Source organism: Streptomyces sp. NPDC048504 (assembly GCF_043200035.1).
GTDB lineage: Bacteria > Actinomycetota > Actinomycetes > Streptomycetales > Streptomycetaceae > Streptomyces.
In genome coordinates this window covers 65,745-78,017 of record NZ_JBICXA010000005.1, presented here as the reverse complement: position 1 = coordinate 78,017, position 12,273 = coordinate 65,745, and the positions used below count along the sequence as shown (strand labels likewise).

The following is a 12,273-nucleotide window of genomic DNA, read 5'->3' as shown; positions in this document are numbered from 1 at the left end:
CCAGGAGAACACGATGACCGACCAGCCGTACACCGACGAAGACCTCCGAGTCGAAGCCGCCTACCAACGCGCCCTCTCCGTCGAAGACCCCGACTTCATGGGCATCGGCGAACGCATGGACGGCCGCTTCATCGACTCCACCGTCGTCGACCCCGACCCCGCCACGGGGACCGAGCCCGTCACCGGAAAGACGTGGGAGCAGCTCGACCCCGACGACTTCGACGCAGCACAGCGCGGCATCGACGACCTCCTCGGCAAGGCCGCCGACCTGTCCGCGTGGGCCGTCGAGATGGGCGCCGACCGGCTGGAGCCCACCGACGACTGCCTGTCCCTGAAGGGCGACGACAAGGCCATCGTCCGCGTCCACTTCGCGTTCGATCCCGGCATGCCGAACGACGTGCGGCAGTCCTTCATCAACGGCGTCGCCGAGGTCATCGCCGAGGGCCTCTGAGCCAACTGACGGGCGGTCGACGTGACCAGCGCCCCCCAGCGCTGCGACCGCCACCCGGGTGCACCCCCACTTCCCCCAAGCAGGGGTGCACCCGGCCCACCAAAACCACACCAGCACCACCAACCAGAAAGGCACCACCGCACATGACCCTTCACATCGACGCCGACGTCAAGTTCGACAGCAAGGTGCTGACCGACGTCGCCGAAGCCCTCGAACCCCACGCCACCGAAATGTTCAAGCAGCGCCGCGGCCGGTGGATGGCCGTCGTCGAGCTGTCCCACGTCGAGCGCAGCGAGCCCGGCCCCGACGAGGAGAAGAACCCGACCGTCAAGGTGCGGGTGACGAGCGTCGAGGTTGCCGGAGACGAGGTCTCCGCGGGCCGACTCCGGGCTGTGCAGCGGGAGATGTACGACCGGCGCACCTCCGAGGGCACCCTCTTCCAGCACGAGGGCGAGGTCGCCTGATGGCCTACATCGGACACCGCTGCGACTGCGGACACAGCGACCTCAACCACCGCCAGGACGGCGGAGGCGAAAGCCTCGGAGGTTGCGTCGCCACCTGCCAGCGGCCGTGCGGGCCGATGCCGGAGCCGGAGGTCATCCCGACCTTCGACCTGAAGGCCAAGCCCGTCGAGCGGATCATCATCCCCGGCGAGGGCCTGCCGTCCGAGGGCGGCGGGTTCGTCGTCCGAACGTGCACGTGTGACGCCTGCGTGGCGCTGCACGAGCAGCTGGTCGCGGCCTGATGGCCGCCCGGCCGCGGGGAGGCGCCGACTCCCGCCGCTCCACGGCCGGGCCTCGCCCGTGCGCGCACTGCAACACCCCGGTCATCACCCAACTCGTGGGCCAGCGCGCCGCGTTGAAGGTGACCGCCGACGCCGAACCCATCCCGCGGGCCGACGCGGTCGCACTGGCCGAGCCGAACCGGCTGGTGTGGTGCCTCGCGGTTCTGGCCGGCGGAAGCACGGAGCTGCGGTGGGCGTGCCGAAGCGCGTGCAAGCACGGGGCTGTGATCGAACACCGCTGTCCGGCGGGGACGCCAGCCGGGGGCAGGGCGGAGGAAACGCTGTGGTGATGTCAGCCGTCGCCGAGCGCGGCCTTCGCGCGCTCGTACCAGTCGGGCGAGACCAGGACTGCAGCGTGCTTCCTGCTCTTGGTGCGGTCCACGATGAACAGAGGGTCGCCGATCTGGGCACCGAGCTCAACGCCTCGCAGCACCTCTTTGGCCTGCCCGCTGCTCAGTTCGTCAGCTTCCAGTTCGCGGGCGCCAGGAGCCCATGGCGAACCGGCCACGTTGTATCGGGGCGCCTCCGACCGAATGGCCTCCAGCTCGGCAGACAGGGCCGACGACCGGTCGGCGTGCCACTTCACAGTCTTCTCCGCTACGTCCGGCCACCACGCCTTGTTGCTCTGATGACCGGACCAGCGCTTCTCGAGGTCGGCGGTAATGCCGACATAGAGCAGCGCCCCGTCCGCGTCGAAGAAGCGGTACAGGGCGGTCGGCTGGTCATTGAGCCACATGGGCGAACTCCTCGATCAGGCCGGGGAGTTGCCCCCCTCCGGCTGCTTCTTCGCCTCGATGGCTTCGGCCTCTGGCACGGGGACGATCGCGGCTACCCGACGGCCCCGGCTGGTCACGTAGGTGATCCGGCCGTAAACAGCGGTCTCGTTCACGACGTCGGACAGTGCGGCCCGCAGTTCGCGGATGCCGATCTCAGCGCTTGTGTTCGCAGGCATACACCCAGGGTAGCTGAGGTACGCAAGCGTACCCAAGTGTACACTAGGGCATGCATCGAACCACCCTGACCTGGAGGGCAACACCTATGCCCTGACCTGCATATACAGCGCCCACGCCGAAGTCTTGACCCGTACCAAGGAGCTAGCCCGTGGAGAACGTCCGCCACAAGCCGCGCGACCAGGCGGACCAGGACGGCCTCAACCGCACGCCCCCGCCCCACGACAACGAGGCCGAAGAGTTCGTCGTCGGCGTCGTCATGCACTCCAAGCAGGCATACGACGAGTGCACCCTCCTCATCAACCGCGACGACCTGTACAAGCCCGCCCACCAGCTCATCTGGGACACCGCCGCAGGCCTCCACGCCACCGGCCAGCAGTCCCACCCCGCGCTCATCCGCGCAGAGTTGGAGAAGCAGGGCCAGCTCCACCGCGTCGAGGGCGGCGCGCTCCTCTACAAGCTCGGCAGCAGCACCATCACGCCGGGCATGGCCGCAGCGTTCGCCGTGCGCGTCGCCGACACCGCGCGCACCCGCCGCTACGACTCCCACCAAATCGCGCTGAAGGCCGCGATCGACCGGGGCGCCACCGGCGACGAACTCGCCGAGATGGTCGCCGAGTTCCAACAAGGCGAAGCCCTCCGCGAGAACACCGGACGCGGACCCGCCCACCTCGTCGCCAGTCTCCTCAACTGGGACGACTTCTTCACCACCGACTTCGGCGCCATCCAGCTCCTGCCCGGCAAACTCATGGGCCCCGGCCAGCAGATCACCCTCGTCGGCGACGGCAAGGCCGGCAAGTCCCTCTTCTGCCAGGAGTGGATGTGGCGCATGGCCACCGGGCAGAGCTTCCTCGGCGACGCCCCGCAGGACCCCGTGCGCATCCTCTACCTCGACGCGGAGAACGGGCAGGAGCAAGTCCAGGAACGATTCCTCTCCTTCGGCGCCGGGCCGCGCGCCATGGGCGAACTGCGATACGCCAGCTTCCCGCCCGTCCGACCCCTCGACACTGCGGGCGGCGGCGCCGACCTGATCGCCCTCGTCAAGGCCACTGGCGCCGAACTCGTCGTCATCGACACCGTGTCCCGGTTCATCGGCGGCCCCGAGAACGACGCCGACACCTGGCTCAGCCTGTACCGGCACACGCTGCTGCCGTTGAAGCGCGACCGCATCGCGTCCGTACGCCTCGACCACTTCGGCAAGGACAAGGACCGCGGCGGCCGAGGCTCCTCCGCCAAGACCCAGGACGTCGACCACGTATGGGAACTCGGGTATCAGGGCGGCGGCACCCTCACCCTCAAGCGCACCCACACCCGCACCGGCATCGGCCCCGACGACTTCGTCCTGCTGCGCCAGTCCCGCCGCGACGGCGACCACTGGGCCCTCGGCGGCACCCGCCACGTCCTGATGACGTACGAGACCGAACCCGTCTCCGGCATGGCCGCCATCCCCGGCACGGACGAGTACATCGCCGCCGCCCTGGACCGCGCCGGCGTACCCCTCGACGCCGGGAACAGGGTCGTGAAGGCGAAGCTCGCTGACCTCCAGATCGCGGCCGGTTCCGACAAGGTCAGCCGCGTCGTCAAGATGCGCCAGAACCGGGCCAAAACGGACCCCGTAGACGTTCCCCCGCAGCGTTCCCCCGACCCGTTCCCGGAGACGTTCCCCGGTAACGTTCCCCGGAACGGGTCACAGGAGCATAACGGTGCAGGTCAGACGTTCCCCGGTAACACCGGGGGAACGCCAGGAACGCCCCCCGTTCCCCCCGTCCCTCCCTCCAAGGGAGGGACGGGGGCGGGAACGCAGGAACACCACGGATCCCAAGAACCCCTCTGCACCATCTGCACACAACCCCTCAGCGCCTACCGAGCCGACCACGGACACACCACCTGCTCCGGCTGCGCCCCCGCCATCGAGAGCCACCCCGACAGGCCCGCGCACCCCCAGCACGAAACCCACCACAACGCCGCATGACCACCAAGGAACCCCACATGACGATCACCGCCATCGAAACCCGCTACGCCGGCCACCGCTTCCGGTCCCGCCTCGAAGCCCGTTGGGCCGTCTTCCTCAACACCCTCGGCATCGCCTGGGAGTACGAGCCACAGGGATACGAGAACCGAACCTTCTGCGACTGCGACCAGCCCCTGTTCGAAGGCCGACGGAACTGCTCGGGAAAGCACGAGCACTACCTCCCGGACTTCTGGCTGCCAGACACCCAGACCTGGGTCGAAGTCAAAGGCAGCGAAGCCGCGCTGATGGAGAAAGCCTCTCTCTACGCCGAGGCCATCGACTTCGGAGGCTTCCTCCCGCACGTCACCGACTCCGGTTACGGCAGCAGCCGCGGACTCCTCGTCCTCGGCCCCATCCCCCGCGACTACAGGCCGCACACCGATCACCCCGTGCACTCGATCCTCCAGCACCGCAAGGGCGTCGTACGCAACTGGGCCACATTCACAGCCGGAGCCGGCGCCGACGTCTGGGCCGAAGGGGACAGAGCCTCCTCCGCGCCGGACCTTCCAGACCCCGGCGAATTCCCCTTCACGGGCATCGCAGCCATGGACAGCCGCACCACGGACTACCGACTGCACAGGGCCTACACCGCCGCCCGTACGGCCCGCTTCGAGCACGGCGAGACACCCAACACCTGACCGCGTCGCGTCCATCCGCCGGCCGTCGTGCGCGGCCCACACCAACGCGGCCCACGATTCGCCCCGTCCACGAAAGGCATCGCCCATGAAGATCAACCGCACCGCCGACGCCATCCACGTCACCCTCACCGCCGAGGAAGCCGAAGCCGTCCGTGACGACCTCGGCCAGATCCGGGCCGACAAGGTCAGCGCGGGCGGGGACCAGCTGCACAGCCTGCTGGAGTCCGTCACGGTCTCCGACGAGGAGCAGCCGGCCGCCGGGGTGTGCGGGAAGTGCAAGAAGCCCTTCGACCCGGCCGACACCGCCTTCGACGGCCGCGCGCAGTACGCCGCCACCCCGTACTGCCGCGGCTGCGTCGACCGCTGCCGTGACACCGAGATCGCCGACCACCGCTGCGTCATCTGCGGCTGATCCACTTCCGTCCGCCAACTGGCCAGTCGGTCAGCAAGGAGAACCCGATGCCCTGCGAAGACTGCGGCAGCTCGTACTGCGACTACTGCCGCGAGCACTACTGCGCCGAGCCCTGCCCCTGCGACATGTCCCACCGCTGCGCCTGTGACTGCCGCGCCTTCGAGCGCCGCGTCATGGCCGACTGACCGCCCGCCACTCCGAGAGGACACCCAATGCCCGATCGCCTCGACCCCAACCCGCACAGCCCCTACGCCACCGCAGCCCCCGACGTCCGGCACCTCCTACCCGGGTTCTGCGGAAAGCCGTCCCCCGGCCAGCTCGCCCCGACCGGCTGCAACCGGCTCGCCGTCGTCCCCGCCGAGGGACTGCGCACCGTCGGAGACGACGGCGACACCTTCCCGGCCGGGATCTGCGACACCTGCATCGCAGCCTGGTACGCGTCGCACCGCGGCAAGGAGCTGCCCGACGGGCGAGTGGCAACCGACTGCACTGAGTGCGGCTCGGCCACGTTGCACGGCGAGTGGTGCGCGCTGTGCCGGCAGGAGAAGCACGAGGCGTGGTGGCCGCTTGCCCCGCTGGTGGCCGCGGGCTGCACGACGTGGGAGGTGACCGAGCGCAGCATCAGCCGCGTCGACCACGACATCGACCAGCTCGGCGTGTACGCCAAGGGCTACTGGGAGTGGGACGACACCGGCAAGAAGACCATCGTCGTCGGCCTGCGCGTCGGCGCCGGAGAGGACCGCGTCGTCGCCCGCTTCGGGGACTGGCTGATCCGGCACCCCGACGGCACCTTCACCGTCCACGCCGCCCCGGCCGCCGCGGCGGGTGAGTGACCGTCATGGCACCCACCCGCTGCCCCGCCTGCCCCGACGGCATGAAAGGCCCCGGCAAATACCTGTGCATCACCTGCTGGTACGCCCTTTCGGACGTCACCAGGCGCGCGCTGAACCGGCGCGACAGCCTCGCGTTCGGGCGGCTCCGCCAGCTGCACCGGCAGATCGCTGACGGTGTGCTGCTCGCCGAGATCCGCATCGCCACGTGACCACGGACACGGCCGCCCCTGCAGCAATCAGGGGCGGCCGGCCCGGTCCGATCCCATCACGAAGGAGCCACACCATGACCACCAACCCGCATCGCTACCGCCACCGCTCCGAAGAGATCGAAGCCATCCAGTGGACCGGCACCAACGCCGACGAGTTGCGCGCCTTCTGCGGGCCCGACTTCGAGGAGATCGATCCCGAGGACCGCACCGAGAACCCGGACGCTTCCGCCGCCGTGCGGGAGTCGAAGCACGGCACATGGCGCGGCCTGGAGCCGGGCTACTGGGTGGTGAAGATCGGCGAGGAGTTCTACGAAGAGAGTCCGGCGGACTTCGCCGCGCAGTTCGAGCCCGTCCCCGCCGTCGAGCCCGACGACACGGAGCTCACCGAGTCGGCGATCGACCGCATGATGGCGGCCGGTGTCCCCGTGCAGATCGTGACCGCACCGCCAGACACCTACGGCGCCGTGCCTGCCGTCCGCCCCGAACTACGCGACCAGATCGCCGAGGCGCTCGAACAGGCCGACTACCGGCCCGACATGCGCCGTGGCGACCTCGCCGACGCGATCATGCCCGTGCTGCGGCGCCTCACGCTGCGGGAGCTGGAACTGCTGCACCGGCCGAACACAACGCCGTCCAGGCCGGTGCCAAGCCGCACGCCTGCCGAGGAGGCGTACCGGCTCGCCCTGTCGCAGGCGCTCCGTCTCGGCACGGGAGCAACCTGGGAGGCGATCCGCGACCGGGCCGAAGACCTGGTCGCCGAGGTCGGGCAGCTCACCGAGGCGAGCCGTCGACTCCTGGAGCAGCGGCAGGAGATGGCCGAGGAGCGGTTCGCGTGGCAGGAACGCGGCGACAAGGCCGAGACCCGCGTCCGGCAGATGGAGGCCGACGTGCCCGCCAACCGGGCCGCCGTACTGCGCGAGGAGGCCGCCAGGATCCGCGCCCACTGCCCGGACCACCCCGACAGCGAGAGCGCCGAGGGTTCGTGGATGGCTTGCCACTGTGCGGTCGCTGACGACATGGAGCGTCGCGTGGCCGTCGAGGCGCAACAGCAGGCCGCGCCGTCGCAGCAAGGGCCGGAGTACACGCCCTGCCTGTGCGGGCACATCGAACCCGAGCACGAAGCCAACATGGGCGCCTGCTGGACGTGCGACTGCGAGACATACCGACCCTGCACGTGCGGTGCTGCTGGGGACGCGTTCGTTCCGCTCGGGCACTACGCAGACTGCCCGCAGTACCAGCCCGCCGTTGTCGCGGCCGTGGCTGGCGAGGAACCGACAGACGAGACGCAGTCCGTCCAGGAGTGCATCTGCACCCCCGACGCCTGCCCGCCGCTCTGCCCCTGCCACGCCGACGAGGCTCCCGTGTCCCAGCCCGGCAAGGAGAACTGACATGGCCGACAAGAAGCCCACCCTGTTCGACCTCATCCGCGACACCGACGTGAGTGGCGTCTCCGGCACCGGCAAGGTTGCCGAAGGCGTGATCTTCAGCGACGGGCATGCCGCCGTCCACTGGCTCGGCACCTGGCCCACCACCACCCCACACCCGAGCATCGCCTCTATCAAGGCCGTCCACGGGCACGGCGGCGCCACCCGCATCGTCCTCAACGACCCCGCCGACAGGCTGGCTCGCATCGCCGGGGCGCACGTCCCGGAGCGGTTCCCCGGCGGTCTGGTCAGCGGCCTCTGCGTCGAGTGCGAGCAGCGGTACCCGTGCCCGACCCGGGTGTGGGCCACCACCGACCGCGACGTACTGGCGACGTGGGACCCCACCGACGATGAACCCGAACCGGCCCCGTGTACGGCGTGCCTCCTACCGGAGGGGGACGCGCCCGTAGAGCGCTGCATCGTCGAGGGCCCGCACAAGCAGCACGTGACCGCGCAGGGGCGCCGCTGGGCCGACGACGTGGGCGAGGACGGGTCGCAGTGACCACCGCGCAGCTCTTCGCCGAGGCCGTCGACACCCTGTTCGTCGTCTGCCGCGCCATCCTCGCCTGGATCGCCGCCGGCGCGTTCGTCCTCACCGTCTGCCTGTTCACGGGGATCGCGGTCATCGCGCAGGGCGTGAAGACCACGCGGCGCGTGCTGGCCGGGCCGTCGTGGGCGCGTGGGCGGCTCAGGGCCCGGATGTTCGCCCGCACCCACGCCAGACGCCCCAACAGGCGCACAGAGCCTCAGACGTACCGGGAAGCAGCATGACCGGCCCGACACCCCACCCGCAGGAGACACACGTGATCAGCGAAACCGAAGCGAAGCCTCACGAGAACACCCACGCCTCGCTCACTCTCGTCGACGGCACCCAGGTCAACGGCTACATCTCCGGCGTCGGATACTCCGGACTCCGCGTCATGGTCAAGGGCACAGAGACCGAGTGGCGGTTCCGGGCCATCGCGAAAATCGAGGCGCAGCGATGACGCCGAGCCTGCGCACCGCCCGCACCTGCACCACCGCCACCATCCTCCTCACCGCCTTCGCCCTCTACTCCGCCACCATCAGCTACTGGCTCGCACTCCCCGGCCTCTACGCCGCCACCGTCCTCTGGTGCTGCGCCAACCGCGCCCGCGCCGACCACCGCCGCATCCTCGCCCGCCACGGCCAGGTACAGCGCGCGGCGGCAGGGCCGGCCGAACTCCCGCCCCCGTGCTGCCAGTTCTGGACCCACTCCAACGGCGTCGTCCACGGCCCTGACTGCACCCGGCCGCCCCTCGCCCGGCGTGACCGGTACCGGCTCAGCGCACACGACGAGGCCGTCTTCCAGCAGTTGGCCGCACGCATCGACCTATCCGGCCCCAACGACAGGAGCAGCGCAGCATGACCGACCAACCCACCGACGGCGGCGTGATCCGCACCGCCCGTCTCAACAGCCTCGGCGTGCTCCTCACCCGCATCACCAACGGCCTCACCCTCACGCAGGACGAGGCGCGGCTCCTCGTTGGGCACATTGACATCGAAGTCCGCGAGAGCACCACGGCCCGCGAACTGGCACGCGCCGCGCCGCTGCCCTCGATCCACGCGAACGACGTCGCGGGCTTCTGCCCCGCCTGCGGCCACGGTGTCCTCATGCTCGGCGACGGCGGCCACGTCGTATGCACGTTGATCGACTGCCCGGACCCAGACGCCGTCGACAAGCTACTGACGCGCACCGACGACGCTGGAGATGACGACGCCGTTGCCCCCACGTGCTGGCACACCGAGGCCGACAGCCCCTGCGACTGGGACGTCTGCCGCCAGCCCGAACGCCTCGCCGCTAGTGACCCCGGCACCGACCCGGCCATGACACCGCCCGTCGGTCCGGTCCTGCGGCAGTACCCAGACGAGCGGCGCGAGATGGCCGAGACCGACACGCAAGCCATCGCCCACGCCGAGGCCGTACGGCAGATGGACGCCGACCCCACCCAGCCGCACACCGGCCTCGTCATTCAGCCCTACCGCCACTTCGGTCAGGAGCTGTGGTTGTTCCGCTGCTGGGGCACCACCGACGGCACCTGCGATGGATGGCTCGGCCTCGGACACCACACCCGGCAGTCCGCCGAACGTGAGCGCGACCGGCACGTCGCCGAGGACCACTGCGAATGCGGCGGCACCCTCCCGCACCCCGACTGCCCAGTACACACACGCACCACCGAACCCACCACGGAGCAGCACTGATGCCCGACGCCCGCCTCATCTCCAGCAAGACCCTGTGGCACCTTCACCAAGTCGAGGGACGCGACGAAGCCATCGGCGCCTGGGCGCGCGCCAACGGCATCAAGACCCGCGACATCTCCGTCGACCACGACATCGTCATCGACGGGCCGCCGGACGCCCGGGTGATCCGCTACACCGCCTTCGCCCGCAATGACCGGGGCAGCAAGTACACGCTCGACGGCCGCAACCCGGTGGTGGAGGAGCGCACGGCGCCGCTCGTCGAGGACCCGCCGGAGGGCTGGCCGGTGTACGCCGTGCCTGGATCGCCCGAGGAGCCGACCGATGTCTGACGTCAGCCCCGCCGCCGAAGCACTCCTCGCCGCGTTCGACGAGACCCAACTCGCCGAAATGCTCGCCGCCGCCAGCGCCCGCATCAAGCGGGTACGGCAGCTGCACCGCAACGAGTACGAGTCCTGCGCCGAGTGCACCCACGAGTCCAGCGTGCCGTTCCCCTGCGCCACGATCCGCGCACTGAACGGGGAACCGTCGTGACGACCAGCCAGCTCATCGCGTCCGCCATCACCTGGATTGCCGCCATCGCAGCCGTGATCGGAGCCGCGCTCGCGTGGCGCGCGCAGCAGCAGGCCCGGAATTTCCTCGTCGCCATCCGCGCCGAGCGCCGCACCTTTGCCACCCCCGGCGGGGGCGAGGTCACCGTGACCGCGCCTATGTCGGATGCGGCGTACGAGGAGTTGAAGGCACGCTGGTTGGAGGCGTACGGCAAGCCGGGCGCTGTCGCCGAGCTGCTGAACGAGGACGGTGCTGTGTGCGCGGCGTACCGGCTACCGGCCACGTCCGAGAGCAGCGGCTTGTGCGCACGCTGCGGCATGTCCGACTACAAGCACCAGGAGCCGCCGACATGATGCGTGACCCTGACGCGCTCCGTACCGTCTGGCTGTTCGGCAAGCCGTACCAGTGGGACCGCGCCGACGGCCAGCTCGTCCTCACCCCCGAGGTGCAACCCGCGCCGGCGTCCGAGGAGTTCACCTACGAGACGATCACCCGCCTCCTCAGCGGACCGCTGCCCGGACCGGCCGGGTGACCGTGGCATCCTGAGTGTGGACAGCAGTGAGGGCCCCCATCGGACGGCGGTGGGGGCCCTCAACGTTGCACGGCTACCGGGTTGGCGCCCACTCGGGTCGGTAGCCGGGCCTGTCGGCATACGGCAAAGCGAGAAGCCGGACGATGGGGCACCACCTGAACATGATCGCGTCAGCGCAGCCGAGGCAGGCTTGGTCTGGCTCCGGAACGTACGGGCGGTGAATGGCGAGCATGCTCCGCTTGGCTGCGATCTCCCGCAGCACCCGTTCCGGCCCGGCGAACTCTCCAATGTGCAGGGCCACGGGTGCCGCCGCATACGACCTCGGGATGCCGGTCACCATCTCGGGGGATGTGTTCGCCTCACGCAAGATCCGTTCGTCTTCGTCGAGTTGGGCCCGCAGCCACTGCACGAGATCATCCATGCCGCTCACTCCTCAGGTTGTTTCGCCCGCGGCCGATCCCTGCCCGACCCGGTATAGCCCTTCTCGATGTCCTGCACCGTCGCAAGGCCGATCCCCAGCAGGTTCGCGATCTTCCGATACGACACCGCAGGCACCTGAGCACGTAGATCCAACACGACCTGCCGTCGCATCTTCCGCCACTCCGAACCGCGCTCGGTCTGATGAGCGAGCACCTCGCTGATCGCACGCGCACGCTTCTCCGGGTCGGCGATCGCCTCAACCGCATTCATGGCATCGATCACCCGTTGAGCCTCCTCGGTCACACCCGGCCTCATCTCATTCGGGCGGGCCGCTTGCCCCGAGTGTACGGGGCCCCGTACAGTCCAAGGAAGCAGTCCGCACTGCTAACGCAAGAAGCCCCCGGCCCGGAGCTGGAACTCCACATGGACCGGGGGCACCTACCCCGACTCTCACGAAAGGGCAGGCATGCCCGAGCCTACCGATCAGGCCCCTGAGCAGCACAGCCCCACGCAAGCCGAACGCGTCACCGCACTCCTCGCCGAAGCCAAGGCCGCCCGCTTCACCTACGAGGCCACCCGCAGCCGCGTCGCCACCGGCAACCTCACGCGCGGACACGGCGGCGGCCACTGATGGGCCTCTTCTCGCGCGGTTCACAGAGCAGCCGCAGCTACCCCGCAGCCGGAACTTCTGTCACCGGCAGCGCCGGACGCTTCCGCCGCTCCAAGACCACCGGCGCCAGAAGGGCCGGGGCAGCCGCCGAAGCCTGGGAAACCAGCGACCGCCGCCGCGACAAACAAGGCACCAGCTTCTGGTCCTGGAAGTAACCCACCCACAAGCGC

The 12,273-nt window shown here is 69.8% G+C and carries 25 protein-coding genes; 21 read left to right on the top strand and 4 right to left on the bottom strand.

Annotated elements, in window-relative coordinates; all coding sequences use genetic code 11:
• The first annotated feature begins 13 nt into the window (after positions 1-13).
• The 4 genes from ACGFY9_RS14115 (at position 14) to ACGFY9_RS14100 (ending at position 1,525) form a co-directional block, all read left to right on the top strand.
• On the top strand, positions 14-451 hold the full coding sequence (locus tag ACGFY9_RS14115) for a hypothetical protein (protein WP_393753986.1): 438 nt from the start codon (positions 14-16) through the stop codon (positions 449-451).
• Between the two features lie 143 nt (positions 452-594).
• Positions 595-915, top strand: coding sequence for a hypothetical protein (locus ACGFY9_RS14110; protein WP_393753985.1), 321 nt, complete (start codon positions 595-597; stop codon positions 913-915).
• Positions 915-1,196: a hypothetical protein gene (locus ACGFY9_RS14105; protein ID WP_393753984.1), complete on the top strand. Its 282-nt coding sequence runs from the start codon at positions 915-917 to the stop codon at positions 1,194-1,196. The genes ACGFY9_RS14110 and ACGFY9_RS14105 overlap by 1 nt, the downstream gene beginning before the upstream one ends.
• Positions 1,196-1,525 (top strand): hypothetical protein, encoded by a 330-nt coding sequence (locus tag ACGFY9_RS14100; protein ID WP_393753983.1) that lies wholly within the window; start codon positions 1,196-1,198, stop codon positions 1,523-1,525. The genes ACGFY9_RS14105 and ACGFY9_RS14100 overlap by 1 nt, the downstream gene beginning before the upstream one ends.
• A gap of 2 nt (positions 1,526-1,527) precedes the next feature.
• On the opposite strand, the gene ACGFY9_RS14095 is transcribed toward ACGFY9_RS14100, so the two are convergent.
• Positions 1,528-1,971: a GIY-YIG nuclease family protein gene (locus ACGFY9_RS14095; protein ID WP_393753982.1), complete on the bottom strand. Its 444-nt coding sequence runs from the start codon at positions 1,969-1,971 to the stop codon at positions 1,528-1,530.
• A 15-nt stretch (positions 1,972-1,986) separates the two neighbouring features.
• The gene (locus tag ACGFY9_RS14090; protein ID WP_393753981.1) at positions 1,987-2,187 is read right to left on the bottom strand and encodes a type II toxin-antitoxin system prevent-host-death family antitoxin; all 201 of its coding nucleotides are present in this window, start codon (positions 2,185-2,187) and stop codon (positions 1,987-1,989) included.
• 149 nt (positions 2,188-2,336) lie between these two features.
• On the opposite strand from ACGFY9_RS14090, the gene ACGFY9_RS14085 reads away from it, so the two are divergent.
• The 16 genes from ACGFY9_RS14085 (at position 2,337) to ACGFY9_RS14010 (ending at position 11,013) form a co-directional block, all read left to right on the top strand.
• On the top strand, positions 2,337-4,157 hold the full coding sequence (locus ACGFY9_RS14085) for an AAA family ATPase (RefSeq protein ID WP_393753980.1): 1,821 nt from the start codon (positions 2,337-2,339) through the stop codon (positions 4,155-4,157).
• Between the two features lie 17 nt (positions 4,158-4,174).
• Positions 4,175-4,834, top strand: a complete 660-nt coding sequence (locus ACGFY9_RS14080) for a hypothetical protein (RefSeq protein ID WP_393753979.1) — start codon at positions 4,175-4,177, stop codon at positions 4,832-4,834.
• A gap of 85 nt (positions 4,835-4,919) precedes the next feature.
• The gene (locus tag ACGFY9_RS14075) at positions 4,920-5,246 is read left to right on the top strand and encodes a hypothetical protein (protein ID WP_393753978.1); all 327 of its coding nucleotides are present in this window, start codon (positions 4,920-4,922) and stop codon (positions 5,244-5,246) included.
• A gap of 47 nt (positions 5,247-5,293) precedes the next feature.
• The gene (locus ACGFY9_RS14070) at positions 5,294-5,431 is read left to right on the top strand and encodes a hypothetical protein (protein ID WP_393753977.1); all 138 of its coding nucleotides are present in this window, start codon (positions 5,294-5,296) and stop codon (positions 5,429-5,431) included.
• A gap of 27 nt (positions 5,432-5,458) precedes the next feature.
• Complete coding sequence (locus ACGFY9_RS14065; protein ID WP_393753976.1) at positions 5,459-6,079, top strand: hypothetical protein; 621 nt, start codon at positions 5,459-5,461, stop codon at positions 6,077-6,079.
• Positions 6,080-6,084: 5 nt separating this feature from the next.
• Positions 6,085-6,288 (top strand): hypothetical protein, encoded by a 204-nt coding sequence (locus tag ACGFY9_RS14060; protein WP_393753975.1) that lies wholly within the window; start codon positions 6,085-6,087, stop codon positions 6,286-6,288.
• Between the two features lie 74 nt (positions 6,289-6,362).
• Complete coding sequence (locus tag ACGFY9_RS14055; protein WP_393753974.1) at positions 6,363-7,676, top strand: hypothetical protein; 1,314 nt, start codon at positions 6,363-6,365, stop codon at positions 7,674-7,676.
• Between the two features lies 1 nt (position 7,677).
• A complete protein-coding gene (locus ACGFY9_RS14050; RefSeq protein WP_393753973.1) occupies positions 7,678-8,214 on the top strand; it encodes a hypothetical protein in 537 nt (178 codons plus the stop codon).
• The gene (locus ACGFY9_RS14045) at positions 8,211-8,483 is read left to right on the top strand and encodes a hypothetical protein (protein ID WP_393753972.1); all 273 of its coding nucleotides are present in this window, start codon (positions 8,211-8,213) and stop codon (positions 8,481-8,483) included. Before ACGFY9_RS14050 ends, ACGFY9_RS14045 begins: the two co-directional genes overlap by 4 nt.
• Positions 8,484-8,515: 32 nt before the next feature.
• Positions 8,516-8,698 carry a hypothetical protein gene (locus ACGFY9_RS14040; protein WP_393753971.1) on the top strand — a complete coding sequence of 61 codons (183 nt, stop codon included), beginning with the start codon at positions 8,516-8,518 and terminating at the stop codon, positions 8,696-8,698.
• The gene (locus ACGFY9_RS14035; RefSeq protein ID WP_393753970.1) at positions 8,695-9,099 is read left to right on the top strand and encodes a hypothetical protein; all 405 of its coding nucleotides are present in this window, start codon (positions 8,695-8,697) and stop codon (positions 9,097-9,099) included. The genes ACGFY9_RS14040 and ACGFY9_RS14035 overlap by 4 nt, the downstream gene beginning before the upstream one ends.
• The gene (locus tag ACGFY9_RS14030; RefSeq protein ID WP_393753969.1) at positions 9,096-9,932 is read left to right on the top strand and encodes a DUF6085 family protein; all 837 of its coding nucleotides are present in this window, start codon (positions 9,096-9,098) and stop codon (positions 9,930-9,932) included. Before ACGFY9_RS14035 ends, ACGFY9_RS14030 begins: the two co-directional genes overlap by 4 nt.
• Positions 9,932-10,261 (top strand): hypothetical protein, encoded by a 330-nt coding sequence (locus ACGFY9_RS14025; RefSeq protein ID WP_393753968.1) that lies wholly within the window; start codon positions 9,932-9,934, stop codon positions 10,259-10,261. Before ACGFY9_RS14030 ends, ACGFY9_RS14025 begins: the two co-directional genes overlap by 1 nt.
• Positions 10,254-10,463, top strand: coding sequence for a hypothetical protein (locus tag ACGFY9_RS14020; protein WP_393753967.1), 210 nt, complete (start codon positions 10,254-10,256; stop codon positions 10,461-10,463). Before ACGFY9_RS14025 ends, ACGFY9_RS14020 begins: the two co-directional genes overlap by 8 nt.
• Positions 10,460-10,834: a hypothetical protein gene (locus ACGFY9_RS14015; RefSeq protein WP_393753966.1), complete on the top strand. Its 375-nt coding sequence runs from the start codon at positions 10,460-10,462 to the stop codon at positions 10,832-10,834. Before ACGFY9_RS14020 ends, ACGFY9_RS14015 begins: the two co-directional genes overlap by 4 nt.
• A complete protein-coding gene (locus ACGFY9_RS14010) occupies positions 10,831-11,013 on the top strand; it encodes a hypothetical protein (RefSeq protein ID WP_393753965.1) in 183 nt (60 codons plus the stop codon). The genes ACGFY9_RS14015 and ACGFY9_RS14010 overlap by 4 nt, the downstream gene beginning before the upstream one ends.
• 73 nt (positions 11,014-11,086) lie before the next feature.
• On the opposite strand, the gene ACGFY9_RS14005 is transcribed toward ACGFY9_RS14010, so the two are convergent.
• Entirely contained in the window at positions 11,087-11,434 is a 348-nt protein-coding gene (locus ACGFY9_RS14005; RefSeq protein ID WP_393753964.1) for a DUF6221 family protein, read from the bottom strand.
• Between the two features lie 5 nt (positions 11,435-11,439).
• The gene (locus ACGFY9_RS14000; RefSeq protein ID WP_393753963.1) at positions 11,440-11,736 is read right to left on the bottom strand and encodes a hypothetical protein; all 297 of its coding nucleotides are present in this window, start codon (positions 11,734-11,736) and stop codon (positions 11,440-11,442) included.
• Between the two features lie 163 nt (positions 11,737-11,899).
• Here ACGFY9_RS14000 and ACGFY9_RS13995 point away from each other — a divergent pair, with 163 nt between their 5' ends.
• Positions 11,900-12,064, top strand: a complete 165-nt coding sequence (locus tag ACGFY9_RS13995; protein WP_393753962.1) for a hypothetical protein — start codon at positions 11,900-11,902, stop codon at positions 12,062-12,064.
• Positions 12,065-12,273 lie beyond the last annotated feature (209 nt).

Excerpts from the sequence above, each read along its gene's own strand:
- ACGFY9_RS14055 (WP_393753974.1), top strand. The coding sequence starts at position 6,363 with ATGACCACCAACCCGCATCGCTACCGCCACCGCTCCGAAGAGATCGAA.
- ACGFY9_RS14060 (WP_393753975.1), top strand. The coding sequence starts at position 6,085 with ATGGCACCCACCCGCTGCCCCGCCTGCCCCGACGGCATGAAAGGCCCC.
- ACGFY9_RS14025 (WP_393753968.1), top strand. The coding sequence starts at position 9,932 with ATGCCCGACGCCCGCCTCATCTCCAGCAAGACCCTGTGGCACCTTCAC.
- ACGFY9_RS14065 (WP_393753976.1), top strand. The coding sequence starts at position 5,459 with ATGCCCGATCGCCTCGACCCCAACCCGCACAGCCCCTACGCCACCGCA.
- ACGFY9_RS14095 (WP_393753982.1), bottom strand. The coding sequence starts at position 1,971 with ATGTGGCTCAATGACCAGCCGACCGCCCTGTACCGCTTCTTCGACGCG.
- ACGFY9_RS14010 (WP_393753965.1), top strand. The coding sequence starts at position 10,831 with ATGATGCGTGACCCTGACGCGCTCCGTACCGTCTGGCTGTTCGGCAAG.
- ACGFY9_RS14075 (WP_393753978.1), top strand. The coding sequence starts at position 4,920 with ATGAAGATCAACCGCACCGCCGACGCCATCCACGTCACCCTCACCGCC.
- ACGFY9_RS14115 (WP_393753986.1), top strand. The coding sequence starts at position 14 with ATGACCGACCAGCCGTACACCGACGAAGACCTCCGAGTCGAAGCCGCC.
- ACGFY9_RS14070 (WP_393753977.1), top strand. The coding sequence starts at position 5,294 with ATGCCCTGCGAAGACTGCGGCAGCTCGTACTGCGACTACTGCCGCGAG.
- ACGFY9_RS14090 (WP_393753981.1), bottom strand. The coding sequence starts at position 2,187 with ATGCCTGCGAACACAAGCGCTGAGATCGGCATCCGCGAACTGCGGGCC.
- ACGFY9_RS14050 (WP_393753973.1), top strand. The coding sequence starts at position 7,678 with ATGGCCGACAAGAAGCCCACCCTGTTCGACCTCATCCGCGACACCGAC.
- ACGFY9_RS14100 (WP_393753983.1), top strand. The coding sequence starts at position 1,196 with ATGGCCGCCCGGCCGCGGGGAGGCGCCGACTCCCGCCGCTCCACGGCC.
- ACGFY9_RS14080 (WP_393753979.1), top strand. The coding sequence starts at position 4,175 with ATGACGATCACCGCCATCGAAACCCGCTACGCCGGCCACCGCTTCCGG.
- ACGFY9_RS14005 (WP_393753964.1), bottom strand. The coding sequence starts at position 11,434 with ATGGATGATCTCGTGCAGTGGCTGCGGGCCCAACTCGACGAAGACGAA.
- ACGFY9_RS14110 (WP_393753985.1), top strand. The coding sequence starts at position 595 with ATGACCCTTCACATCGACGCCGACGTCAAGTTCGACAGCAAGGTGCTG.
- ACGFY9_RS13995 (WP_393753962.1), top strand. The coding sequence starts at position 11,900 with ATGCCCGAGCCTACCGATCAGGCCCCTGAGCAGCACAGCCCCACGCAA.
- ACGFY9_RS14035 (WP_393753970.1), top strand. The coding sequence starts at position 8,695 with ATGACGCCGAGCCTGCGCACCGCCCGCACCTGCACCACCGCCACCATC.
- ACGFY9_RS14020 (WP_393753967.1), top strand. The coding sequence starts at position 10,254 with ATGTCTGACGTCAGCCCCGCCGCCGAAGCACTCCTCGCCGCGTTCGAC.
- ACGFY9_RS14030 (WP_393753969.1), top strand. The coding sequence starts at position 9,096 with ATGACCGACCAACCCACCGACGGCGGCGTGATCCGCACCGCCCGTCTC.
- ACGFY9_RS14105 (WP_393753984.1), top strand. The coding sequence starts at position 915 with ATGGCCTACATCGGACACCGCTGCGACTGCGGACACAGCGACCTCAAC.